This window comes from Candidatus Binataceae bacterium (assembly GCA_035308025.1).
In the GTDB taxonomy this organism is placed as follows: Bacteria; Desulfobacterota; Binatia; order Binatales; family Binataceae; genus JAJPHI01.
This window is the reverse complement of sequence record DATGHL010000048.1, coordinates 37,831-61,936: the sequence shown is the minus strand read 5'-3', so window position 1 is coordinate 61,936 and position 24,106 is coordinate 37,831. Positions and strand designations below refer to the sequence as shown.

Annotated in this window: 26 protein-coding genes and 1 pseudogene; 14 read left to right on the top strand and 13 right to left on the bottom strand. The window is 60.2% G+C overall.

Annotation, left to right across the window (positions count from 1 at the left end; translation table 11 throughout):
* Nucleotides 1-135 precede the first annotated feature (135 nt).
* Nucleotides 136-915, bottom strand: coding sequence for a kelch repeat-containing protein (locus tag VKS22_15160; GenBank protein ID HLW71951.1), 780 nt, complete (start codon nt 913-915; stop codon nt 136-138).
* Between the two features lie 221 nt (nt 916-1,136).
* The gene (locus VKS22_15155) at nt 1,137-1,784 is read right to left on the bottom strand and encodes a glycoside hydrolase family protein (protein HLW71950.1); all 648 of its coding nucleotides are present in this window, start codon (nt 1,782-1,784) and stop codon (nt 1,137-1,139) included.
* 209 nt (nt 1,785-1,993) lie between these two features.
* On the opposite strand from VKS22_15155, the gene VKS22_15150 reads away from it, so the two are divergent.
* Both VKS22_15150 and VKS22_15145 read left to right on the top strand, forming a co-directional pair.
* Entirely contained in the window at nt 1,994-3,277 is a 1,284-nt protein-coding gene (locus VKS22_15150) for an acetyl-CoA hydrolase/transferase C-terminal domain-containing protein (protein ID HLW71949.1), read from the top strand.
* A 55-nt stretch (nt 3,278-3,332) separates the two neighbouring features.
* Complete coding sequence (locus tag VKS22_15145) at nt 3,333-3,764, top strand: hypothetical protein (GenBank protein ID HLW71948.1); 432 nt, start codon at nt 3,333-3,335, stop codon at nt 3,762-3,764.
* Nucleotides 3,765-3,875: 111 nt separating this feature from the next.
* On the opposite strand, the gene VKS22_15140 is transcribed toward VKS22_15145, so the two are convergent.
* The 3 genes and pseudogenes from VKS22_15140 to VKS22_15130 all read right to left on the bottom strand — a co-directional run bounded on the left by VKS22_15140 (nt 3,876) and on the right by VKS22_15130 (nt 4,983).
* Nucleotides 3,876-4,208 (bottom strand): hypothetical protein, encoded by a 333-nt coding sequence (locus VKS22_15140; GenBank protein HLW71947.1) that lies wholly within the window; start codon nt 4,206-4,208, stop codon nt 3,876-3,878.
* Nucleotides 4,209-4,266: 58 nt separating this feature from the next.
* A pseudogene (locus VKS22_15135) lies at nt 4,267-4,716 on the bottom strand (redoxin domain-containing protein).
* A gap of 12 nt (nt 4,717-4,728) precedes the next feature.
* Nucleotides 4,729-4,983: a hypothetical protein gene (locus VKS22_15130; protein ID HLW71946.1), complete on the bottom strand. Its 255-nt coding sequence runs from the start codon at nt 4,981-4,983 to the stop codon at nt 4,729-4,731.
* Between the two features lie 202 nt (nt 4,984-5,185).
* Between VKS22_15130 and VKS22_15125 the strand changes: the two genes are divergently transcribed.
* The 4 genes from VKS22_15125 to VKS22_15110 all read left to right on the top strand — a co-directional run bounded on the left by VKS22_15125 (nt 5,186) and on the right by VKS22_15110 (nt 7,609).
* Nucleotides 5,186-5,782 carry a TetR/AcrR family transcriptional regulator gene (locus VKS22_15125; GenBank protein HLW71945.1) on the top strand — a complete coding sequence of 199 codons (597 nt, stop codon included), beginning with the start codon at nt 5,186-5,188 and terminating at the stop codon, nt 5,780-5,782.
* 39 nt (nt 5,783-5,821) lie between these two features.
* Nucleotides 5,822-6,175 (top strand): GFA family protein, encoded by a 354-nt coding sequence (locus tag VKS22_15120; protein ID HLW71944.1) that lies wholly within the window; start codon nt 5,822-5,824, stop codon nt 6,173-6,175.
* 99 nt (nt 6,176-6,274) lie between these two features.
* A complete protein-coding gene (locus tag VKS22_15115) occupies nt 6,275-6,997 on the top strand; it encodes a DUF4197 domain-containing protein (protein ID HLW71943.1) in 723 nt (240 codons plus the stop codon).
* A gap of 33 nt (nt 6,998-7,030) precedes the next feature.
* Complete coding sequence (locus VKS22_15110; protein ID HLW71942.1) at nt 7,031-7,609, top strand: hypothetical protein; 579 nt, start codon at nt 7,031-7,033, stop codon at nt 7,607-7,609.
* Nucleotides 7,610-7,617: 8 nt separating this feature from the next.
* Here the strand turns inward: VKS22_15110 and VKS22_15105 are convergent, their stop codons facing one another.
* The gene (locus tag VKS22_15105) at nt 7,618-8,730 is read right to left on the bottom strand and encodes an AAA family ATPase (GenBank protein HLW71941.1); all 1,113 of its coding nucleotides are present in this window, start codon (nt 8,728-8,730) and stop codon (nt 7,618-7,620) included.
* A 226-nt stretch (nt 8,731-8,956) separates the two neighbouring features.
* Between VKS22_15105 and VKS22_15100 the strand changes: the two genes are divergently transcribed.
* From VKS22_15100 to VKS22_15085, 4 genes are all read left to right on the top strand, one after another.
* Complete coding sequence (locus tag VKS22_15100; protein HLW71940.1) at nt 8,957-11,035, top strand: (Fe-S)-binding protein; 2,079 nt, start codon at nt 8,957-8,959, stop codon at nt 11,033-11,035.
* Between the two features lie 333 nt (nt 11,036-11,368).
* Nucleotides 11,369-12,199 carry a hypothetical protein gene (locus tag VKS22_15095; GenBank protein ID HLW71939.1) on the top strand — a complete coding sequence of 277 codons (831 nt, stop codon included), beginning with the start codon at nt 11,369-11,371 and terminating at the stop codon, nt 12,197-12,199.
* 53 nt (nt 12,200-12,252) lie between these two features.
* Entirely contained in the window at nt 12,253-12,939 is a 687-nt protein-coding gene (locus tag VKS22_15090) for a hypothetical protein (GenBank protein ID HLW71938.1), read from the top strand.
* Nucleotides 12,940-13,396: 457 nt separating this feature from the next.
* Nucleotides 13,397-14,326: a hypothetical protein gene (locus VKS22_15085; protein HLW71937.1), complete on the top strand. Its 930-nt coding sequence runs from the start codon at nt 13,397-13,399 to the stop codon at nt 14,324-14,326.
* Between the two features lie 178 nt (nt 14,327-14,504).
* On the opposite strand, the gene VKS22_15080 is transcribed toward VKS22_15085, so the two are convergent.
* Nucleotides 14,505-15,995 carry a wax ester/triacylglycerol synthase domain-containing protein gene (locus VKS22_15080; protein ID HLW71936.1) on the bottom strand — a complete coding sequence of 497 codons (1,491 nt, stop codon included), beginning with the start codon at nt 15,993-15,995 and terminating at the stop codon, nt 14,505-14,507.
* A 224-nt stretch (nt 15,996-16,219) separates the two neighbouring features.
* Here VKS22_15080 and VKS22_15075 point away from each other — a divergent pair, with 224 nt between their 5' ends.
* The 3 genes from VKS22_15075 (at nt 16,220) to VKS22_15065 (ending at nt 17,633) form a co-directional block, all read left to right on the top strand.
* On the top strand, nt 16,220-16,732 hold the full coding sequence (locus tag VKS22_15075; protein ID HLW71935.1) for a GNAT family protein: 513 nt from the start codon (nt 16,220-16,222) through the stop codon (nt 16,730-16,732).
* Nucleotides 16,733-16,869: 137 nt separating this feature from the next.
* Nucleotides 16,870-17,148, top strand: a complete 279-nt coding sequence (locus VKS22_15070; protein HLW71934.1) for a hypothetical protein — start codon at nt 16,870-16,872, stop codon at nt 17,146-17,148.
* A gap of 164 nt (nt 17,149-17,312) precedes the next feature.
* A complete protein-coding gene (locus tag VKS22_15065) occupies nt 17,313-17,633 on the top strand; it encodes an RNA-binding protein (protein ID HLW71933.1) in 321 nt (106 codons plus the stop codon).
* A gap of 80 nt (nt 17,634-17,713) precedes the next feature.
* Here the strand turns inward: VKS22_15065 and VKS22_15060 are convergent, their stop codons facing one another.
* On the bottom strand, nt 17,714-17,875 hold the full coding sequence (locus VKS22_15060; protein ID HLW71932.1) for a hypothetical protein: 162 nt from the start codon (nt 17,873-17,875) through the stop codon (nt 17,714-17,716).
* Nucleotides 17,876-18,028: 153 nt separating this feature from the next.
* On the opposite strand from VKS22_15060, the gene recA reads away from it, so the two are divergent.
* Nucleotides 18,029-19,102: a recombinase RecA gene (gene recA, locus VKS22_15055; protein HLW71931.1), complete on the top strand. Its 1,074-nt coding sequence runs from the start codon at nt 18,029-18,031 to the stop codon at nt 19,100-19,102.
* Between the two features lie 34 nt (nt 19,103-19,136).
* Here the strand turns inward: recA and VKS22_15050 are convergent, their stop codons facing one another.
* Genes VKS22_15050 through VKS22_15030 form a run of 5 tightly spaced genes read right to left on the bottom strand, consistent with a single transcriptional unit; the run spans nt 19,137 to nt 24,099 of the window.
* Nucleotides 19,137-19,922, bottom strand: a complete 786-nt coding sequence (locus tag VKS22_15050; protein ID HLW71930.1) for a class I SAM-dependent methyltransferase — start codon at nt 19,920-19,922, stop codon at nt 19,137-19,139.
* 23 nt (nt 19,923-19,945) lie between these two features.
* Complete coding sequence (locus VKS22_15045) at nt 19,946-21,103, bottom strand: pyridoxal phosphate-dependent aminotransferase (GenBank protein HLW71929.1); 1,158 nt, start codon at nt 21,101-21,103, stop codon at nt 19,946-19,948.
* A 33-nt stretch (nt 21,104-21,136) separates the two neighbouring features.
* Nucleotides 21,137-22,240 carry a DegT/DnrJ/EryC1/StrS family aminotransferase gene (locus tag VKS22_15040; protein HLW71928.1) on the bottom strand — a complete coding sequence of 368 codons (1,104 nt, stop codon included), beginning with the start codon at nt 22,238-22,240 and terminating at the stop codon, nt 21,137-21,139.
* Nucleotides 22,241-22,270: 30 nt separating this feature from the next.
* Entirely contained in the window at nt 22,271-23,221 is a 951-nt protein-coding gene (locus VKS22_15035) for a transketolase C-terminal domain-containing protein (GenBank protein HLW71927.1), read from the bottom strand.
* Nucleotides 23,218-24,099, bottom strand: a complete 882-nt coding sequence (locus VKS22_15030; GenBank protein HLW71926.1) for a transketolase — start codon at nt 24,097-24,099, stop codon at nt 23,218-23,220. The genes VKS22_15035 and VKS22_15030 overlap by 4 nt, the downstream gene beginning before the upstream one ends.
* Nucleotides 24,100-24,106 lie beyond the last annotated feature (7 nt).

Sequence of the window (24,106 nt, the reverse complement as noted above, 5' to 3'; positions counted from 1 at the left end):
GCGCCGCCTCGTCGGCTGGCACGACCTGACCACAATCAGCGAACAACCGGAGGCAGCGTAATAGCAAGTTGATACTTCAACCGCTCAACTCGTCGCCTGGCCGATGCTTACTGCTTTTCCACCACTTGACCGACACTACCTATGCGATGCGCGGGGGATGATCATCGTGGCGGTTGCGGACCTTGGCGCGAAGGTGTTGGTCGCCGGATCGTAAAGCTCGGTGGAAGCGAGCGGGACGGTGATCACCTCGTAATCTTTGAGCATGCGGTCGTTGTAGCCGCCAGTCAGTAGGATTTTGCCGGCATTGGGTCCCGATGTGATCGCGGTCGCAGTATGCCGGCTCCGGCCCACGTTCACTGGCGGCCCCAAGTCAAACCGGTTGTTCGCCGGGTCGTAAATCTCACCCTCATTGTGCGGCAAGTAATCGCCGCTTTGAATCTCGTCATATGAAGCCCAGATAAACCCTCCAGCGAACAGAATTTTTCGCGCATTCCGCCCTGAGCTGATGACGGTCGCTGTGAGATCAGTGCGCTCAACCTGCATCCGGGGTCCGGGCACGAAGCTGTTGAGGCGAGGAAGATAGATCTCTGATGAGCCGGCGTCCGCGATTAGAATCTCACCTTCTCCAACGTCGGTGGCCGTATGATGATCGGTGCGATCCTTGATCAGGTTTGGGCCCCGATTGAAGCGATTCGTGGCCGGATCGTACAATTCGGTCGTATGTCGAGCGCCCCACTCAGCAGATCCGCCCGCCACCAGCACTTTCTTCCGATTTGGACCGGCCATGATCACATTTGCGCTTGCGCCGGATAACCCTTTGTCCAAAGGCGGCGCAGTCAGGATGAATCGATTCGAGATCGGATCGTAGGATTCAGCGACATACTCGGAAATACGCTTGCCAGGTTCGCTGCCCACGATGAGTATCTGTCCCCACGTCGACTGACTCGGCGCGATTGCGGACCCCGCCCAAGCCACTGTCCGCGCGAATAGCATTGCGCCAGCAACGGCAGCGGGAAATGCGCCGGTTCATGTGCGCTCCTCCTGATCGGTGCACTCGAGGCATTTGCTGTGCAGGCCGCCGAACCCTATCGACAGATCCCGCACAAGTCTCGCCGGTAACCCCCGAAACCGGAATCTTAGCGTCGTTCGAAGCGAGCCCTCTCCTCCTCGCGTTGCGTTCCCAGCCCGCGAGGATGCGCGGAGCCGGCAGCGGTAATGTTCCGAAACTCTGCTGCGGCGCCTTTATAGTCTCCATTGTTGAGCAGCAATAGAAGGGTCAAGCCTCTGAAAGCGCCGACACCAAGATTGTATGCGAGGCTAACCAATGCATCGAATTGATTTTGCGTGAGCGGAATCTGAACGTCGCGGTTAACCGCGTCTTCGGCCTGGCTCAAATCTCCGCGAAGCAATCGTGCAGCCTGGCTTCTGCTTATCCCGTTCGGCCCCCATTTCTCGCGATCGACATCCGTCACGGGACCTGATGGAGCTCGTGTCCGAAGCCAATAGTCGCGTTTGGGGGTCGCGCCGCATCGTTGTACGGGATCGCGCTGAAGTTCTCTATAGGCGGTCTCCAACCAATCGATCAGATTCTCGCTCACTCGCATACTATTTCCAGCGTTGAAGCGCGTCAGCGCCTGGATTGTTGCATCGCCTCGCTCGATCAGACCAGTCTGAGGCAGACAACTACGCTGCTGGAAATCCCGTATTGCCCCGACGGTCTCGCTGGTGACCCGCCCGTCAACGCTGACAAAACGATCGCCGCGCCCTACGCCAGCCTCGCGCATCCTAAAGAAAGAGGCGAGGGCAAGTTGAATCGGGACATTCGTGATTCGGTGGGAGATGTGGTGCAGGGCGCGGCTCTTCGCATCAGGGTGAAGTCCTTCACCTGGCGCTGGCCGCAACGCTGCGAATCAAAAGAATGCCAGCCCTCGGGTTGCTGGCCCGGACGCCCCGGTTATGCGATTCTGCGCTGGCGCGCTGAGCCGCAACGCCGATGCCCGAAGAAATAAATCTTCGCGATCTCGACCTCTCCCGGATAATCCGCTCGGGCGATCACGTGGTCTGGGGACAGGGCAGCAGCGAACCGGTGACGCTGGTCGAGAAACTGCTTGAACAACGCCACGCGATCGGACGACTCGGCGTCTTTCTCGGCGGCCTCTGCTACAGCAATGCGCTGAAACCCGAGCACGCCGATGTAATCGAGTTCACCGCGTTCGGCGCGATCGGCTCGCTGCGGCCGCTCTCGGCCGCCGGCGTCCTGCGGATAATTCCGCTTCACCTGTCGCAGCTCCCCGGCTATCTGCTCGACGGCATCATCCGCAGCGATGTGGTGTTCCTGCATCTGAGCGCGCCTGATGAGCAGGGTCACTTCAGTTACTCACTCGGCAACGACTACCTGCAGTTCGCGATGAAGCGGGCGCGCGTGGTGATTGCGGAGGTCAACGATCAGGCGCCCTGGACCTATTGCGAGGGCGCGCTCGACCCGGCGCGGATCGATTACATCGTCCGCACGTCACGGCCCGTGATGGAGATGCAGCCGGCGCCGTTCGGACCGGTCGAGCAGGCGATCGCGCGTAATGTCGCCAACTATGTCGAGGACGGCACGACGATCCAGCTCGGGATCGGCGCGATCCCGGATGCGGTGCTGGCGGGCGTCACCGATCGCCGCGACCTCGGCATCCATTCGGGACTGGTCGGCGATCGCGTGATGGAGCTGATCGAGCGCGGCGTCGTCACCAACGCACGCAAGCCAATCGATACCGGCATCACGACCTGCGGCACGCTGCGCGGCACCAAACGGCTCTACGACTTCGCCCACAAGAACCGCGCGATTCGTCTCTTCACCCTGATGCATACCCATCGCGCGGAAATCCTCTCGCAGCTCGACAAACTGGTTGGCGTCAACTCCGCGGTCGAAGCCGATCTGACCGGCCAGATTGGCGCCGAAGTGGCTGACGGCGTGCATGTCGGCGCCGTCGGCGGCCAGGGCGACTTCGTGCGCGGCGCGCAGATGGCGGCGCGGGGCCGCTCGATAATCGCCTTTCCGGCGACCGCGCGCCGGGGCAAGGTGAGCCGAATCGTGACGCGGCTCTCGGGACCGGTCACCACCGCGCGCAGCGACGCCGATCTGATCATCACCGAGCATGGGGTCGCCGACCTGCGCGGCCAGCCGCTCCTGGAACGGGTGCGCCGCATGATCGCGATCAGTCATCCGGACTTTCGCGAGGCGCTCGAACGCGACGCCAATGCGCTGATGCGCCGGAGCTCACCGAGTTAAGGCGCGCGACTCACGCAGAAAATCGCTTTACCGTCTCGCAACGGAGTAGACTTTTATGCCAACTACAGTGGAAATCGGTGCTGAGCTCGAGAGCTTTCTTCGCGGCTATATCGACGCCTTCAATCGTGAGGATGTCGATCACCTCTCGGACTGCTTCGCTCTACCCTACGCCTGGGTCTCGGGAGAGCGCGGTCTGACGCTCACGAGCGATGAGGGCGCGCATCAGAGGTTCTTCAGCAGCATAACGATCGATCTGAAGGCGCGCGGCTGGGCGCGCTCGGCGGTTGATCGCTTCAAGACCTTCGTCTTCGCCGACAATCTCGCCATGATCGTCGCCGACTATACGCGCTACAAGAGCGATGGCGCAGTACTCGAGCGCGGACGTGCCTGCTACACCGCGCGGCGTGACGGCAAGTCCTGGAAGTTCGTGACCCTGAGCGAAGTCAAGCCGCCCTTCCTGGGCCCCGGCGACTCGCCGCGTCCGTAACTCGCCGCGACTCAGTTTCTTCCGGCGCTAGTGCATAATCCGGCTGAGGCCGCCGGGAGTTGAGTCCGTCGGCCCCGCGGCCGCCGACGGACTCCTGCCGGGCCCGCGCGCTTATCCAGACTGCTTGGGCGCCTGCGGCACGCGCGGTGTAATCATCGAGGGTAACTCGAACGTAATCGCCTGCGGCGTTTCGCAGACCGCGTCGCTGCAGGCCTGAAAGCGCAAAGTGCCACGGATACTGTATGGCCCGGGTTTAATCATATCGCCCAGCGGCGCCAGGAATTTGACCGGCATCGGCGGACTCCACTTGATTCCGACCTTGCCCAGCGCCCGCACCTCACTACTGTAAACCGGCAGCGTCTCGTTCAACGCTTTGAGATGAAGCTGTTGCGGCGCCGGCAGCTCGAGCGACTGCTCGCCAATCAGCGGACTCTGCAATTCCAATTCGGTCGCCTCTAATAGTTGCTCGTGAGCGGTTTGCCATAGATGTGCCCGCCGGGCTTCACGCGCGCTCCAGCGAGAGCCCGATCTCCTGGCCCGGATAACAGCGATCGGCCGATAGCGCAACGACTGCATCAACCCGCTCTCCCTCGATCTCGACCGCGTTGCCAAGCCCCTCATTGAAATGCCGCAGCAAAACCTGCGACGCTGACGGCCGATACTCATAATTGGGCAGGAACAGTTTATCGCGCACCGTGCCGTCGGTTGCGAGCAGATAGTCGCCCGGCCACGGCATTCCGTACATCATCGGATGATCGGCCGGAATATTGGTGTTGAAGATCCCGAAGGCGCGGATGACCTTACTGCCGGCGTCCGACAAAAGTGGGTATTCGAGTTTGTAGGTCGCGGCGAAATTACGCAGTATCTCGCGCGCGTCGTGGGTAATCGCCGCAACGTTGATGCCGTGGGCCTTGAGCTTTGCGCCTGAATTTTGCAGCTCGACGAGCTGGTCGCGACAATAGGGTCACCAGTCGGCGCTGCGGCTGAAGACCAGCAGCAGGCCATTGGGTCCCATCAAGTCGTGGAGCGAGCGCTGGTTGCCGAATTGATCGGGCAGAGTGAAATCCGGGACGCGTTCGCCAACTGCCGGGCCGGTCTTGAAACCGTCGTTCTGGGCCTCAACGAAATCCACCCAGTCGGGCGTCGTGATGTCGGCGCCGCCCGCGCCCATTTGACGGACGATCTTGTGTAGAATCTCAACTTTTCTTTCAGCTTCCATACTGCCGTCGCCCTTTCGAATATTGTGCCCAGACGATCGCGACAATATCGAATTTGGAACGAAAGGTCAAACGAAACAACGGGAAGGGTTTCTTCGCCACTCACAGACGAAGTATTGCCGTATCGGCGTCGGGTTATTGAATACGAGCCTATTAAAGAGCTACCCTTGGATGGTCGTTCCAGTTGGTGCTGTGATGGCGGGTATGAAGAAATTCGACCGTGACGAGGTCCTCGGGCGCGCCATGACGCTGTTCTGGCAACGCGGCTACGCAGCGACCTCGATCGGCGATCTGGTCCACGCGATGGGCATCAACCGGGGCAGCATCTACGCCACCTTCGGTAACAAGCGCAGTCTGTTCCTTGCGGCGCTCGAACGTTATGGGAGGGAGTTCGCCGCGCCGATGTTCGCGGCCCTCGAAGATCCAGACCCGCGCCGCGCGATCGAGCGGATGCTGGAAGCGATTATCTCACGCACAAGCGATCTGCGATGGCCGCGCGGATGCCTGCAGACCAATACGGCGCTGGAATGCCCGGGCGTCGGCGACGCGATCGCCCGCACGATCGCGAACGGAATCGGTTGGCAGGAATCCGCGATCTACGAAGTCTTGCGACGCGCGCAGAGCGCAGGCCTCCTCGACCCGACAGAGGACGCGCGCGGCCTCGCGCGCTTCTTTGTCGCCGTCGCGCAAGGCATGAACGTCGTCAACAAGGCAACCGGCGACACCACGATGCTGAACGACATGGTCAAAGCCGCGATGAGCGTGTGGAAGCGCCCGGCCCAAAACGTCGCGGCCGGCTGAACCGTCTGTCATCACTATTTTGAAAGAGTGAGGAGTACTATGAAATACAACGGCAAATGTCATTGCGGGCAAGTCGCCTTCGAGGTCGAGGGCAATCTCGAAAGCGCGATCGAGTGCAATTGCACTATTTGCTCCCAGTCAGGCTACCTGCACTGGATGATCGAGCCGTCGCAACTGCATATGAAAACCCCGTTGGACAAGGCCAAGCTCTATCTCTGGGGCACCGGTCAGGCGCGCCATTACTTTTGTCCGAAGTGCGGAGTAGCAGTGCTGCGCAACCCGCGCACCGACCCCGACAAAAAATACTCCGTCAATGTCCGCTGTCTCGAGGGCGTCGATATCGCGAAACTCAAACTGTCGCAGTTCGACGGACTCAACAAACTCAAGGTTTAGCTTTCATCCGAGTTCCCTAAAAGCAGCCAACTGATTCCCCTGCCGCCTCGGCTTGATCTGCTGGGCGCTCGCCGCCAAGGTGTTGCAACGAGGTGATCAATGGCTGTCACAACTCTGAGAGCGCTTAGCCACACGTGGCGCCGGGCCGCCGGGATCGTCTGCGTCTTGCTGACGATCGCGCCGGCCGCGTTCGCCCTCGATAATCTTCAGGCCACTGACGGCCTCAAGGAGGCGTTGACCAACGCGACCTCCGGCGCCGCCGGACTGCTCGGACAGCCGGGCGGCTATTTCGAGAATGCCGCGGTAAAGATTCTGCTGCCCAAATCGTTGCAGCCGGTCGCGACCGGGATGCGCGCGCTCGGCCTAGGACCGCAGATCGACAAATTCGTCTTGAGCATGAATCAAGCGGCCGAAGCCGCCGCGCCCAAGGCCGTGCCGATCTTCCAGGATGCGATCACGAAGATGAGTTTTGGCGACGCCCAACGGATCGTCAGCGGCGGCGGAACCTCGGCCACTGACTATTTCAAGAGCAAAACTTCGGGCGAGCTGACCGACGCTTTTACCCCGATCGTCAAACATGAGATGCAAAAATACTCGGTCTCGCGACAATACGAGGCGCTGATGGGCAAGTCGCAGTCCGCCTCGCCGTTGGGCGGACTGCTCGGCGGCGGCGCCTCACAAAAGCTCGATATCGATCACTACGTCGTCAGCAAAGCGCTCGACGGACTGTTTTACGAGGTCGGCCAGGAGGAGAAAAAAATCCGCACCAACCCCGCCGCCCAAGTGACTCCGCTCTTGCGCCAAGTCTTCGGGAGTAAGTAGTAGAAACGACTAAAAGAGGCAGAGGAAGCAAACATGTTTGAGCCTTGGAAAGGAAATCATTATTGCGCGACGCGGTTGCTGCTCCTTGGGGAGAGTTGCTATTCTTGGGAAAAGAACGGGCAACACAAAGACCCCACACAAAATCACTCAATTGATATCATCGAAGGGGTCATATACAACTTCGCTGGCGGCAGCCACTTCTCGAAATGCCTGTCGCGAGCACTCTGCGCCGAGCATGATCCTTCTCCAAAGCGTTTGGAGTACTGTTGGGACCGGGTGGCCTTCACGAACTATGTTCCCATCGCTCTTTCTGGAGTGAATGATCGTCCAAAACCTGAAATGTGGCAGCAAGCGAAACAAGAGTTTTCCCAGGTTCTCAACCTTCTCGAACCAAAGCGCATCATCGTTTTCGGACGGACAATGTGGGCAAATATGCCTGATAACACCGTTGATTGCTTCGACAGAGAAGGCGATGTCCAAACCTACCGTTTGTCCTCGGGTGAGCTTTGCTATTGTCGGGCTGTAGACCATCCACGCGCTGGCCTCGGCTGGCAAACCTTGGCCGGTATCATTCACTTTGCGTGCGGGGATGCGTTTACCGAGCCGAAATAAGTAGTCGTTCAACTCCCGTCCGCCATAAGAGGGCGGAAGCCGATCGGAACCGTTCCGTCACTGGCGCTTAAGCCGCCGAGGGTCGCGTATAGTTCCGAGAGCGAGCGCGGGCCGTCGACGCGCTGCGGAGAACCCGAGCGGGTCAGCCAGACATTCGCTTCCGCGACACTCAACTGGCGAAACTCGATCTGCGAGAGGCATCGGCCCGGCCGAGTGACCGCGGGATTGAGTTTGCCCAGTTCTTCATTAGTAGTAATGAGAATCATCAACTTCCGCCCCTGACCGAGGAGGCCGTCGGTCAGGTTGAGCAGCCGCGAGAGTCCCTGCCCAAAACGGCGCCGCGCGTCGATCCCCATCATCTCGCCGGCGTCTTCGAGTATTATCATCCGCCATTTCGACGCATCCTCTTCATCGTCATCCTCATGCGTGAGTACTTCCATCAGATAGCTCGCGCTGCCGAACAAGCGCTCGGGATCGACTACACATTCAAAGCGGCACCAATCCCGCCAGGCCCACGCGAGCGCGCGGACGGCGTAAGTTTTCCCGGTACCCGGCCGCCCGTGCCAGAGCAGCAGCCGACCGTGATGCGCGTCCGGGGTAAAACCGTCCATCAGCGCGGCGAGCGCAGCCTGCGTCTCCCCCGCGTAGTTCGTGCTGACGTCGTCCCAGCGCACAACCGCGATCTTCCTTGCATTGGCGTTCGGCCCGCCGTCTTCGTTATGCCAGAAAATAAATGGAAGCGCGGGCTCAATGCCAACCGGGATCGGCGGAAATGCTGCCTCGACCTCGCCGACGACCTTTTCTGCGACGTCGACGGCGCTCGCCGCGACCTCGATAATAGTTCGGCTATCGCCCTGAACCACGCGGACTATCGCACCGGTATCGCGCCGGCGAATGACCACGAATCGCCACTTCGGAATTTCGGACCACATGATGAGTTCGCCGCCGATGGAATCTGGCGCCAGCCGCGTCTCGGTGGCGTCCAGGTTGCGCTGAATCAGCACGCTCAGCCCGTGGGTATAGGCGATCGATCGGAAGGCCACATCCGTGGCGTCGCTGCCGCGATTGCAATCAAGTTGCCAGTTCACCGTCGCTGGTGGATACCCTTGCTTTGCGTCCACTGTCCCCTCCGCAAAACATGCCATTATGACAGGCTGCAGGGGATCGCACAGCAAGCTTACATTGCACGATTGAATTTGCGTGCGGCGCTCCATAAAACGCATGGGAGGAGCGCGCTCATGGACCAGCACCTCACCCGCGAGATTCTCTGGACATCGCGGTCGCTGAACATGTCGGCTCAGAAGCGGCTCACAAGCCGGAGAAAAACCGATAAGCCTAGGAGCTTCGATGGTAACGCAGATTATCTTCAGCCTCTGCATCCTTGTTTCCCTGGGCGTCTTTTTCTACCAGCTTTGGCGCCGCTTTCAGCTCCTGCGGAGCGCTGCCCCAGTTTCCCGCTTCGACCGCATCCCCGAACGCGTTCGCGCCGTGCTGGTCTACGCCTTTGGCCAGAGGAAATTCGTGCGCAGCAATCCGGGCGCCGAGCGCTCCGCCGGCTGGATGCACTTTTTCATCTTCTGGGGCTTTATCATCCTCGCGATCCAGATCATCACGATGTTCGGCCGGGGCTACTCGGACTCATTCGTTGTTCCCGGCTTTAGCCTGGATCTCCTCGGCGGCCCATACTTGCTGCTCCGCGACTTCATGGAAGGGGCTGTCCTGATCGCGGTTGGGGTGGCGCTGGTGCGATGGGGAATCACGCATGCGCCGCGACTTTACGGCTTTCTTCCACCCGAACGCCGCCTGCGCGAGAAATCCCACTGGGAGGCCTATGTCATCCTGCTTTTGATCGCGACCATCATGGTGACAGGCCTCGTCTATGATGGCGGACGAATCGTTTCTGACCCGGCCAACAGGCTGATTGCTCAGGGGGCCCGCTGGGAGCCGCTCTCAGCCTTGGTGGGCCGCGGCCTGGCGAAAGTTCTGGGCGCCAGCGGGGCCTTGCAGGCGAGCAACGTCGCCTGGTGGGTGCACAACCTCGTCATTCTGGTCTTTTTGAACTTGCTCCCTCCCTCGAAACACTTCCACATTATCACCGCAATCCCGAACATCTTTTTCGCGAAACTCGAGCCCAAGGGGCAGCTCTCGAAGCAGGACCTCGAAAATGATTCCCGCTTCGGCACCTCGCACATCGATCAATTCACGTGGAAGCAGATGCTCGACATGTTCAGTTGCACAGAATGTGGCCGCTGCTCCTCGAATTGCCCGGCCACCGCCACCAATAAGCCGCTGGCGCCGCGTCAGTTGCTGCTCGATCTGCGCGACTACCTCTACCAGCATCAGGACGAGGTGATTGAAAAAAGGAGCCACCCTAACACCGCGGAGGGCGCGGAACCGGCCGAGGTCGGAGAAAATATCGTCGGTTCCGTCATCCACGACGACACACTGTGGGCTTGTACCACCTGCCGAGCCTGTGAGGAGGCCTGTCCTCCAATGATCGAGTACGTCGACAAGATCGTCGATATGCGCCGACATCTGGTGCAAGAGGAGGCCCGTTTCCCTAAGGAGCTTACCCGCACCTTCAAGAACATGGAGACGCAATCCAATCCGTGGGGGCTCGATTCCGGGCAGCGCTTCGAGTGGGCCGAACGGATGAACGTCCCGACCCTTGCCGACAAACCCGACGCCGAGTTCCTCTACTACGTGGGCTGCGCCGGCGCCTTCGATGATCGCAACAAGAAGACGACGCAGGCCTTCGTCCGCGTACTGCAGAAAGCCGGCGTAGACTTTGCTTGCCTCGCGCGGGAGGAACCTTGCAACGGCGAAACCGCCCGCCGGCTCGGAAACGAGTACCTTTACCAGACGATGGCCCAAACGCTGATCGAAACTCTCAACAACAACAAAGTTCGTAAGATCATCGTGAACTGTCCCCACTGTTTCAACACGATCAAAAACGAGTTTCCGCAATTCGGTGGTTCGTACGAGGTCATTCATGCCGCCGACCTCGTGCAGCAATTGATCGCTTCGGGGCGTCTCAAGATCTCTGAGGAATTCCCGAAGCGGACCGTATACCACGACTCTTGTTACTACGGCCGTTACAACGACGTATATGACGAGCCACGGATGTTGCTCAACCGCGCCGGGGCTCAAGTTCACGAGATGGAACGCCATCGTAAATTCGGCATGTGCTGCGGCGCCGGTGGAGGGCGGATGTGGATGGAGGAAGACCCGGATAAGCGGGTGAATCTGCTGCGCACCGAGCAGGCTCTTCAGACTGACCCCGAGGTCATCGCCGTCTCCTGCCCGTTCTGTATGACGATGCTCGGCGACGGTATCAAGGCCAAAGAGCTAGAGGAGAAGGTCCAGACCCTCGACGTAATGGAAATCGTCGACAAGGCCACCTGGCCCGGTGATGCAGAGGCTTGAAGCGACCTTCTTCGGAGAGAGGAACGCAGCTATTGTAGCGCCGCTCGATTAGATTGATAGGCGGCGTGCTTGCGCCGCACTTACGTCGTTTCTTCGCCCTGGAGACGTTAGGACCTGCCTATTACCTCCAAAAAAATCGGTCTGCTAGGGCATCACGGACCTCGCACCGATGTCAACAGAATTCTGTCCGTATCGCACCGGACAAATTGCTGAGTTCGCCTCCAATGTTCACTGGGATTGAACACGCTGTTCAATCTATTTGAACGCCGCACGTAGTGGATGCAACGGAGCAATCAAGCTCGATCGCAGCCATGCGCAAGAGGAAATAAGTCAATGAGTCAAGCTCTTTTGACCCGCTCAGATCTAACGGCGCTTTTCAACGATCTGGGTGGGGCTCAAGCGTTCAAATCCTCGCTGGCGGCCATCGGAAACGACCGCGACCTACTCTGTTTATTCGCAAGGTATGTCCACTTTAATTCTATCTTCGCCGCTGGCGTCGCCAATCTTGTCGGTGCAATCGCATCCCGTCCCGACCTCTTTCAAAACCCCATCGAGGAGACGGCGCTCACTCGTGATTGCAGCGTTCAAGTCGCGTCCTACTTTTTCGCCACGATCATTGACGAATTCGGCGGAAAAGCCGACCCGCGCCGCGCTACACACCGACTGCTCGCACAAACCGCGCTCAAGCTTTCAGCTCAGTTTTTCAACCATCCGCCGCCACATTTGGATCAACTCGCGCCATTGAATTCCGCGACCCTCGCCGCCGTCATTGCTGTTCTTGACGGCTACGGGCTGGCGCAACCGATGAATGAGGAAAAGCTCTTCAGATCGATGGGTTTTCATCTTGGCTCTGAACTGTACGCTGACCGGGAGTTTTGCGTCCTCGACGAGTTCCTTCGGTCTCACTATCCTCGGCTTGTCGAATATCTGCAGAATAGTTCTAAGCTCGACGGATATAGTGGTGACTCTTGGGTCCGCATTCACACCAGCTTGGAGGCTGATCACTTCGCCCTTACGCTGAGCGGCTGCAACAGCGCGCTTCAATATTATGCCGGCAGGTCCAGACTCGCGGATTTGAAGAGCTGGATTTTAGACGGCTTTCATCATTTCCGCTCGGTGCAATCAAGCTTTATGCGCAACTTGATGGTTGAGGACAATTCGTAAGGCCGACAAGCCCACATAACTAGTAGTAGATTATGGTTTCTGGGAGTTTGACCATGAATGCAAGTGCAGGTACCGCGCCACAGACGAGCTTAAGTTTTCGACCGCTTACCTGGCTCAAGAACAATCAACGTCTTGCGATGCTGATCGCGATAACCAGTTTAGGCTGCTTACTTGTTTTCTTGTTAGTTTTCAATGTCCAGGTTCTGACGTTTTTGTCGATTACCAAGCAGATGACCCATCCCTGGGAGCGCTGGGAGCTCGCGGCGTTAGTCTGGACATTCTCTTTTGGCTTTGTGTATTTCATAGATTTTCCTTATGTTCCGAATCGGAGCATAGCGAATAAGTTAATCAGTCTGCTCAGTTTGGTGCCCGTTATACTTACCATTCCGGCGGCATATTGCCTGTTGCGGCAGAGATTTCTACCGCACTTTTGCCTGGTGTTAGCTTTGGCGACACTGTTGTTTGTAACAGATAGTCTTTTGTATCGTCTTCACGAGGACCGGGACATTAAACTCCAATATCTCGAGACCACAGTGTTGGCGGATACGCCAATGCTCTTGGCATTAATCGTTCTAGGGATTTATTTATGGAGCTTCGGTCAGCTCAAAAGTGAAAATCCAGACGTGTTTCTTGCCGGTGCGATCGCGTTTCAGCTTGTGGCCTCAAATGCGATTTTCGTTTTGATTCAATCGCGCGTAATCCATAAAGTTCGTGAGCGGCTCGCGAGCAATCCGGCCTGAGGCATTATTTTGACACTGACCTTTAGGAAAAGTGTCCGGCACTCTTCCGCCAATGAAATTGGCTCTTGGTTTTGCCAAGGCGGAGAACACCTGGATGGAGAGCCAAGTCCGCAACGCTCGCGGTCGGCTGCCCCGTCGGTATGACCATGATGCAGGATGCGCTTAAATCCCGCTCACTCGAAGATTCAGATGCGCGTGCGCGAGCTCGCCGAGCTAATCGCCGAATCGACCGGAGCAACTCAGACGTAAAGATCAGATTGAGCCGACGGAGGGCAGGATCGGGGCTAATCTGCGGCATGCCAATGTAAATCGGCCTCTCCGCAGCTAGCATCCCGCAGGCTTTTGACGCCACCTTCCCCGGAATATTAATATGCCCATACATGCTTGTTATGCTAACCGTAACCTTTCCTGGCTTACGCGAGCTTGGGTATGATTCTCAAGGCGGAAGGAGACTGATTTGTCACGTAAGAGCTTCCCTGCCGCCTTTGGGTTGGCGCTGGCGATTGCGCTCGTAGAGCTGGGTGGTCTGGCGTGCGCGGCGACCAGTTACTCGCTCAAGCTAATCTCCACCTTCGACTTTCCCGGAGCTTCAATCTTTCCGGCCGGAATTAACAACGCCGGCGATATCGTTGGGGCGGAACAGGATAACTCAACTTTTTCAATCTTCGGCTTCGAGCGCTTCGCCGATGGCGAGTTCGCGCCGCTCGTTGACTTTCCGGGCTCGCAGACCACGGTCGCCACAGGAATCAACGATCACGGCCTCGTTGCCGGGCAGTATGGGCTGGCTAACGGTCAATTCTTTGGTTTTTTCCTGGAAACCGGCAAATACGACAAATTTGACTCGGGAACCCTTTGCGGCGGTCAGCCTTGCGACACCGACGTCAGCGGAATCAATAACCATGGTGATTTTGTCGGGAGCTTTCAGTCGGACGACGGCCTTCAGCCCTTCGTCGATGTTGGCGGCGTTGCCACTACGGTGATGGCGCCGGACTCCGCGACCGTGGCGTTTTTCAATGCCATTGATAACGGTTCTTTGGCCGCGGTCGGGAACTACCTGGACGGTGATGATAATGGCCACTCATTTATCTATATCGTGGCGACGCGGGCGATCGCCCTGATAGATATTCCCAGCGCAACACAGACCTTTTTGTCGGGCATCAACAGCCAGCGGACGCTTGCAGGATACTACGTTGACGCGGAAAACATCGGCCATGGCGTCGTCGTGGTCGGCAAAAAACTGCTTTTCTTCGATTACCCAGGTGCTATTTCCACCAGCCTCACCGGGATCAACGATCGCAATGCCATCTGCGGCAGCTACATCGACGACTTGGGCATTAGCCACGGTATGATCCTGCGACTGGTCACAACGACCACTTCGACCCCTTAAGACTCTCCCTGCAATTCACCAAACAGCCTCTTAAAGTTTTGAATAGCCGATTTCACTCTGTTTTGCCTTGGAGTAACAACAGCATGCCAATGGCTTGCACGATTCGCGAAGATCGTGCTCGCCCCTGCCGCGTGAACTGTGGCCGCCTTACTGATCAGCGCCGAGGCGACGGCCAGCGTCAGGCGGCGGCGCGAATCTCCCCTGGAATGCGTTCTCTAAGCTCGTTGAAGGCGGCTGCGACAAAGCCTTTCATCTTTTCGACGTCGGGCAGCAGCCGAGCATCCGCCATCATCGAAAAAAGGATGTTCTGGTTGTAGCTGCTGATCGCGACGCCATAACCGAGGTTACCGCCCAGCGGCAGCAGCCCGACCATGTCCACAACTTTATAGCCGGCGAAATACCATTGCGCCTGCGGACCCGGTACGTTCGTCGCGACAAAGTTGATTCCCGACGGTGGCATGGCAAAGCCGCGCGGCGTGGGTTTCCAGTCCGTGGCTTTGATCATCGCGGCCGTCAATTCCACGCCGATCGCGCTGATACTGCTCATCGCGCCCATCACCGCGGGCGGGATCGTTTCACTCATGCCGGAGAGCCGCTCCATCTTAAAAGGCGCGCCGGAAGCCTTGATGCGGGCAGTTTCGGCGGCGATCTGCTTGAGCCGCTCAACAATATCCATCGGCGCCGCCGGCGTCGTCGGCATCATCATCGAAACCCGGTTTTCTAAAACCACCTGTTCTTCGGGTCTGCGCACGTTGACCGGACAGCCGAAACGCAGCTTGCCGGTGGTCGCCCAGCCGTGATGGACCAGGTAACGGGCGGCGCCCTCGCCGAGCACGGTCAGCACGATGTCGTTGATCGTGCCGCCGAACGCGGCACGGATCGCGCGGTAATCCGCAAACGGCATCTTGAGATAGCCCAGATTGCGCTCGCTGACGGCGGGGCCAGCGTTCCACGGAGTCGCGGCCGGCGGCTCCGCCATGTCTCCCATCGATTGCATCGCTTCAACCAGCGTTTGCGCCTGCCGGATTGTGCTCGACGGATCGCGCACCAATTCGAGGGCCGTACGGGTGACGCTGTCGATCCCATCGACCACGAGATCGCGCACGGCGCTGAACAATGAAGCCCCGGCGCTCGGCAGCGGTGCCGGGCTCCACGGCTCAGCGGGCTCGTCGGGCGGCGGATGGGCGGTGAAGTCCATCAGCCGATTGAGCATCTCGAAGGCCGAGACGCCGTCGACGATCGCGTGATGCATCGCCCAGACGAAGACCGAGCGTCCCGGCAGCCCTTCGTAGAGCGTGACCCTCCACAGCGGACGCGTCCGGTCCATCAGGCTGCCGAAATGCTCGCGCAGGATTTCGTTGATGGCGTCAGTTTCGCTGATCCCCGGCGTCAGCGAGCGGCGAAAAACGTGGTTCTCGAGCTTGAAGTCGGGGTCGTCCTCGATCGTCGCGTTGGCGAGATTGAACGGCGAAAAGACCAGCCGCTGACGGAAACGCGGACTGATGTGCAGCCGTCGGCGCATGTGATCGAACAGCTTGTCGAAGGGGATCTCACCATCGAGAAAGAAGATGCTTCCGACATGGGTGGGGTTGACCGCCGATTCTCCATAAAGGAAAGAGGCGTCGAGCGGGCTTAAGCGCCGCTTCGGGCCAGTCGCGCTGTTGGGCATTCGGGTTCCTCTTGCGGGTTTCTCCTTCGGTCGTTGGGTTCTTTCGGCCGCCGAGAAGACACTGCGCTTATCGACGATGCGTCAGCCGGGTCCGCATGGTCAAGCCCGCGCGCTGCCAGGTTGTCTCAATCGCGACAGAAACGCACGATTTTGCCTATAGCGCCATCCAGTGTCAAAATCTGCCCGTGTCAAATCCGCGGAGTCCCGATTCTCAAGCTAGTGAGATGGCTGCGGCCGCGGACATTCGCCTCCGCCGATGGCATCCAGGCGACGCCGCCGCGCTGACCCGCTATGCGAACAATCACAACGTCTCGCGCTCGCTCGGCGAACCCTTTCCATTTCCATATACCAACGCCGACGCGGAAGCCTGGATTGCGCTATGCAATCAGACGGATGAGCCCGTACTCAACTTTGCCATTGATCTGAGCGGCGAGGCGATCGGTTCAATTGGTTTCGTGCGGCTTACCGATGTCCGCCGACTGACGGCCGAGATCGGCTACTGGATTGGCGAACCCTTTTGGGGACGCGGCATCGCCACCACCGCGCTAGTCGCCGCAACCACGTATGGGTTTGACGCGCTCGGACTCGCGAGAATCCAGGCGGGCGTTTTCGAGGGAAATCCGGCGTCGGCGCGTGTGCTGGAAAAGGCCGGCTACACCCTTGAAGGCCGCCTGCTGCGCAGCATCATCAAGGAAGGGCGGATTCTCGATTCGCTGCTCTATTCGCGAATCCGCTGACCTCGTCGATCGTCCGCGAGCCGCGGCTCAGCCATGCGCAGAATTGATCCGCAAAAAGGGATAGACTAAAGCGCGGGCTGGCGGCGGAAACGTCCCCTGTCGGCGGCTCGACAAAAACGATTTTTCCTGGAGTAATTATGCCCAACGCCGTTCCGAATCTCGACGAAGAATACAAGTTGGTTCGCGCCTCGCTGTTGCGCGCGGGTCTCGATATGAGCGGCAGCATCGACGCGCTCTATCGCGATTGGCGGCGCTGGCGTGACAAATCGTACGCGCGCTCGACGGCCGACCTCGCTGCGGCGAGCGTTGCCGATCAATGGTGGGCCCGCCATCTGGAGCAATTCCGCGCGCTGATCGATCGTCCGCACGTCGCCGCCCGCGCGGAACGCGTGCGGAAAGATCAGGCCCAGGGTTGAATGGGGGTCAGGAGGCAGGATTAAGGCCGGGGCCCTAGTATTGTTCGTGGGAAAGGGCTAGGATAAGTAATGTAACCGCTCGGATCGTTCTTTTCATCTAGACTCGGGAATCAGCCCGGGTTTTCTGTTCGAGAGCTTCCCGGCACTAAAATCACGGAGGGCAAATGCCCAGCAAATTGTACGTAGGCAATCTGGCCTACTCGGTAACCAACAGCGACTTGGAGAACTTGTTTGCGCAGGCCGGCCAGGTGCAAACTGCCACGGTCATCATGGACAAGTTTTCCGGCCAATCGAAAGGCTTCGGCTTTGTCGAGATGGCGAATTCGGACGAAGCCTCGAAGGCGATCGCGCAGTTCAACGATTCTGAGCTCAAGGGCAGGAATATCAAGGTGAACGAAGCCAAGCCGCGCGAATCGAGTTTTGGCGGCAACCGGAACGGTGGTGGCGGCGGCGGCGGCGGGGACCGCGGCCGCAATCGCTGGTAGTAATTAACTCCGGGGCGGGCCTGCGGGCTCGCCCCGCTTTGAGCATCACTACTAACCGCTTCAGGCGATCTCAACTTAAATCAACCAAGGACCGCGATTTGGAAAAACGCCGCCGAGAACAGACCCGCAAACAGAAGCAGCAGGACAAACAGCAGCGGCGTCTTAAGCGCGACGCTGAGCGCCAGACCAATCCCGGCATGGCTCAGGATGCCGATCTCGCCGGGATGGTTCCGGGACCGCAACCCGATCAGATTATCTCCGACTCGGCGTCAGACTCTCCCCAAGACTCATCCGACAAGTCATCTGACAACTCTTCCGGCGACTAGCAGCTATTCCGCCGCATTTGTGGCAAAATTCTTCCGCATCCTGCGATGGATGCCGGGGGGCGGACGCGGATGGCTCAGGAAATCAAGACCAAGGCGCTCGATCTGGCGTTAAGTCAGATCGAAAAACAGTTCGGCAAGGGCTCGATCATGAAGCTCGGCGAGCAGGCGATCGTGGCCGATATCGCGGTGATTCCCACCGGCTCGCTTGGACTCGACATCGCGCTCGGCGTCGGCGGGCTGCCGCGCGGCCGCGTCGTCGAAATTTACGGCCCTGAATCATCGGGCAAGACCACGCTTGCGCTGGAGTGCATCGCGGAGGCGCAGAAGCTCGGTGGTATCGGCGCGTTTATCGACGCCGAGCACGCGCTCGACGCGAGCTATGCGCGCAAGCTAGGCGTCAATGTCGAGGACTTGCTGATCTCGCAGCCCGACAATGGCGAACAGGCGCTGGAAATCACCGAGACGCTGGTGCAGTCCGGCGCCGTGGACATCCTCGTAATCGATTCGGTCGCCGCGCTGGTGCCGCGCGCCGAGATCGAAGGCGAGATGGGCGAGCCGCAGATGGGCTTGCAGGCGCGGCTGATGTCGCAGGCCCTGCGCAAGCTCACCTCGATCATTTCGCGCTCGCGCACGATCGTAATTTTTATCAACCAGATTCGGATGAAGATCGGGGTGATGTTCGGGAATCCCGAAACCACGACCGGCGGCAACGCGCTGAAATTTTACTCGTCGGTGCGCATCGATATCCGCCGCATCGGCACGATCAAGAGCGCCAACGAAGTCGTCGGCTCGCGCACGAAAGTCAAAGTCGTCAAGAACAAGGTTGCGCCGCCGTTCCGTGAGGCCGAATTCGACATTCTCTACGGCACCGGCATCTCGAAAGAGGGTGAGTTGGTGGATTTGGCGGCAGAGCACAATATCGTCGAGAAACTCGGCGCATGGTACTCGTACGGCGGCGAGCGAATCGGCCAGGGGCGCGAGAATGCGCGCGATCTGCTCAAGGCCAATCCCAAAATCGCCGACGAGATCGAAGCCAAGGTGCGCGACAAGCTCAAGGCGAAAATCGCCGCACCGGCGCCGCTCGCGGAAGACAGCGAGGCCGCAGAGGACGAACCCGCGCCATCGCCGAAACGCCGCGGCTAACCCGCGCTCGCGCGCGGCTCCGGTCGCGGGGCGCTCAGGGCGCGACACTCAGGCGGCCCACCGCGAAGATCACCTTGTAAGCCTTCGCAGGTTGATCGAGCGCGAGCGGACTTAGCTCTTCCACCGTTCCGGTATCACCCTCCAGTTCGGTGGGCGCCTCGACCAGCCGCCCCATAAACAGGCGCTTGAGGAGCTGCTTGCCCTTCATGGTTTTGGGCATCAGCCCCATCGCGATCGCCCCCTTGCGCAACGTCGCGATCGTGCGGCCGCGCATAGAAACGTGATCGATCGGAAACGCGCCTGCGAGCTGCGGCTCGAAACCTTCCGCGCGCATCAATCCGGCCAGTTCCCGCGCGCTCAGATAGCGCGTGCTGAACGGGCTTGGATTGAAGTCTGCGCGCTCGGGATTGGCCGAACAGACGATCAGAGTCCCAGCGCGATCGAGTACCCGGCGCGCCTCGCTGACGAACCGATCGGGCCGCGCAATGTAATAGATCGCTTCAAACAAAATCACGACGTCGAAACTGTGATCGGCGAAAGGGAGCGCCTGCGCATCGAGGCGCACCAAGCCGGCACGCTCGCGATAGTGGCGGCCCGCCGCCGCGATCAGCCGCGGATCGTAGTCGCCGCCAACCACACACGCCGCCCGCCTGGCGAGGATTCCCAGCCCCTGCCCGGCGCCGCATCCAGCTTCGAGCACCCGCTTGCCGTCGCAAAAGCCGGCGGCAAGGACATAGCGCGTGAGCGCCATCGCGAGCGCCTCGCGCGTGATTCTGACGCCGGCGGTCTCCGTAACCGCCTGATAATCAGCTCCAACCATCTGGCAGGACAGTGAATGCGAGCTTAATCGAGACGGGCAAGACGGCGGCAGGCTTCGTCGAGCTCGTCGTCGTGCTTGGCGAAACAAAAGCGTGCGAGGTTGTGGCCGTGATCGTCGTGATAAAAAGCCTCGCCCGGTACGCTGGCGACGCCGGCGCGCTGTAACAGATGCATCGCGCGCGCCTTGCCGGTCGCGCCGGGGAGGCGCGAGGTATCGGCGAGCACGTAGTAGGCGCCCTGCGGGATATGCGGGGTCAGCCCGGCGCCATCGAGGGCGCGGCAGATACGCTCGCGCTTGGCGGTGTATTCGACCGTCAGCGCTTCGTAATAGTCCGCGCCGAGTTCGGCGACGCCGCGCGCGACTCCGAGTTGCAGCGGCGCCGGCGCGCAGACGTAGATCAGATCGTTCATGTGACCGATGATCTCGGCGAAGCGGCGCGGCGCGACGCTGTAGCCGATCCGCCAGCCCGTGATGCTGTAGGTCTTCGAGAAGCCTGAGATCGCGATCGTGCGTTCCTTCAGTTCGGGGAGCGCCGCTGGGCTCAGATGCGGGCGGCCATCGTAGAGAAAGTGCTCGTAAATCTCGTCGGTGAAGACGAACAGATCATGACGCTCCGCAACCCGTGCGATTAGTTCGAGTTCGGCGCGTGTATAAACCTTGCCCGAGGGATTGCCCGGCGTGTTGACCATGATCCCGCGCGTGCGCGGCGTGATCGCCGCCTCGAGCTCGCGCGCGTCGAAGCTCCAGTCCGGCGGATGCGTCCGCACGAAACCGGCCACTGCCCCCACCGCCTCGATCGTGTTGAGGTGGTAGCCATAGAACGGCTCGAACAGGATGACCTCATCGCCGGGATCGAGCAGCGCCAGACAGGCGCAGTAAAAGGCCCCGGTCGAGCCCGCGCTCACCGTGATCTCGGTTTCCGGGTCGGCGATGATTCCGCTCGACGCGCGCAGCTTGCTCGCGATCGCCTGACGCAATTCCGCGAGCCCGTCGAAGCGGGTGTAGCTGTTGACACCCTCCTCGATCGCGGCTTGCGCTCCGCGCCGCACTGGCAACGGAGTCTCGGTATCGCAGACGCCCTGGGCCAGATTGATGCCGCCGGCTTTCTCGCACTCGATCGTCATCACGCGGATCTCGGCTTGCGTGATGCGCGCAGCGCGCTTGCTCAGCCCCAGGGCCATCGATGCTCTCCAACCCGGCTCAGGCGGCCGACGTCACGCGAAAAATTTCCGAATGACGTCTGCCGTATAATCGACCTGCTCGAACGTGGTCTCGGCGCTCATCGGCAGCGAGATGACTTCGCGGCAGATAGCCGCGGTCTCCGGCAAGCCCGGATTCTTCAGGCCCAGCCCCGCATGTTCCCACATCGGTTTCGGCCAATGGACCAGAGTCTCGACCCCCTGCTCGCAAAGATGCTCGCGCAGGGCGTCGCGCCGCGTCGTGCGAATCACGTAGTTCTGAAAACTGTCAAAATAGCGCTCATCGGGAAAGTGCGGCAGGCGCAAGCCGTCACAACCCTCAAGTCCCGCGCGATAGCGCTCCGCGACGGCGCGGCGATGATCGATCCACTGCGGCAAGTGCCGCAGCTTCACGTCCAGCACCGCGGCCTGCACGTTGTCGAGCAGGGCGGTATAGCCGTGATAATGGAATTCGCCGGTCTCGCGATCCTCGCCGTTGAAGCGCAGCAGCGTAACGGTTCGCGCGATCTCGGGGTCGTCGGTCGTGACCGCGCCGCCGTCGCCCAGTCCGCCGAGCGTTTTGAACGGATAAAAACTGAAGCATCCGGTGCGCCCGAACGACCCAGCCATCTGGCCCGCGAAGCGCGCGCCCAGGGCTTGCGCCGCGTCTTCGATAATTGTCAGTTGATGGCGCGTCGCGAGCTGTTGCAGCCGCTCCATATTACAAACCCGGCCGTTCAGATGGACCGGCATGATCGCCCGGGTGCGCGCCGTGACGGCCGCCTCGACCCGGCTCATATCCATGTTGTAGTCCGGCCCGACATCGATCAGCACCGGCCGCGCGCCGGCATTGACGATCGCCGAAACGCTGGCGGCAAAAGTATGCGCCACCGTGATCACTTCATCGCCGGCGCCGATCTTCGCCGCGCGCAGCGAAAGATGCAGCGCGTCGTAACCGCTGTTGACGCCGATGGCGTAATTGACTCCGACGAACCGCGCGAGGTTCTCCTCGAACGAGCGCAGTTGGCCGCGCAGCACGAGATCGCCCCGCGCCAAAGTATCAGTTATCGCGAAATCAATTTCGGCCTTGAGCTTGCGGTAATGCTCGCGCGGATCGACGAAGGGAACCTTATAACTCATGGGCAGGGAGCACCGTCCAGTCGAAAATCCTCAGGCCGAGGCAAAAGTTTCACTCTTCGCGGTTCTCAAGGTTACGCGAACGGTTTCCGCGATCGCGGCGGGCGCGAGGCCATGCTGACCACGCAGATAATCCTGGCCGCCGACGATCGGCGAAAATTCAGGACGCGCGCCAAGGCGTTTGAGCCGCGCGCCACCGCCGGACTCGGCCAGCACCTCGGCCACCGCTCCGCCGAGACCGCCGATTATGCTGTGCTCTTCAAGCGTGAAGATCGCCCCGGTTTCGCTTGCCGCGGCGAGTACCGCGGCGTTATCGAGCGGCTTCAGCGTATGCATACTCAGCACCCGGCAACTCAGCCGGTCGCCGCGCAGCTCGTCCGCAACCCGGATCGCAGTTTCGAGCATCCCGCCGGTCGAGATCAGCGTCAGGTCCCGGCCGCCGCGCAACTGCAGCGCCTTACCCAACCGGAATCCGGCCGGCGGCGCAGCATGCACCTTGGCTTCGCCCGCGCGGCCCAAGCGCAGATACGCGGGACCGCGATGCTCCACTAACGCGCGCGTGAGAAGATCGGTCTCGATCGGATCGCCGGGCGCCACCACCGTCATTCCGGGCAAGCTGCGCATGATCGCGAGGTCTTCGGTCGCATGATGAGTCATGCCGAGCGCGCCATAAGCAAAGCCGCCGCCGACTGCGACGATCTTGACGTCGGCCTTGTGATAGCAGACATCATTGCGAATCTGCTCGAGACAGCGCAGGGTCGGAAAGTTGGCGATCGAATAGGTGAAGACCGTCTTGCCGAACAAGGCCATGCCGGCTGCGATACCGGTCATGTTCTGCTCGGCGACGCCCGCGTTAAGGTAGCGTTCCGGAAAACGCTGTGCGAAGGGCTCGATCTGGCCGAAGCCCAGATCACCGACGACCAGGCACACGCGCGGATTCTCCTCGGCCAGTGACAGCAGCGCGTTAAAAAACGCCGTCCTCACTTCGCCTCCAGCTCCTGCATCGCGCGTTGAAACTCGTCCGGATCGGGCGAGCGGTAATGCCACAGCAGCCGGTTTTCCATGAAGCTTACGCCCTTGCCTTTGACCGTGTGGGCGATGATACAGGTCGGCTGGCGCGCGCTAGCGGGCAATTGACCGAGCGCCCGCAGAATCTCGCCGACATTGTGTCCGTCGATCTCCCGCACGCTCCATCCGAACGCTCGCCACTTGTCCGCGAAGGGCTCGAGTTCCAGAGTCTCGCTCACGCTGCCGAGGCTTTGAATCTTGTTGTAGTCGATGATCGCCGTCAGGTTGTCGAGCTTATGATGGGGCGCGAAGAGCGCCGCCTCCCAGGTCGAACCCTCATCGCATTCGCCGTCGCTGAGCATCGCAAATATACGCGCCGGGTTGTGCTCCCGAAGCGCAATCAACGCCATGCCGCAAGCGAGTGAGAGTCCGTGCCCGAGCGATCCGGTCGAAACCTCGACGCCCGGCGCGCTGGTATGCGTCGCATGGCCCGCCAAGCGCGCGCCGTCATGGTAAAAAGATTCCAGCCAGTCGAACGGGAAGAAACCGCGCTCGGCCAGCGCCGCATAGAGCGCTGCGCAGCCGTGGCCCTTACTCAGGATAAAGCGATCGCGTTCAGGCCAGTCGGGCCGCGACGGTTCCACCCGCAGGATTCGGCCATACAGGACGGCAAGCAAATCGGCCATCGAAAAACAGGTGCCGACGTGCGAGCTGCCGGCCCGATGAACCATATTCAGAACGCGCCGACGCATGCGTCGCGCAAGCGCCGTCAGCTCCGCCTCGACCTCGGCGCCGGCGGCATGATTAGGCGTCGTGGCGCCGGCCGGGTCTTTGCTACTGTTCGCGTGATCCATCCGCCTG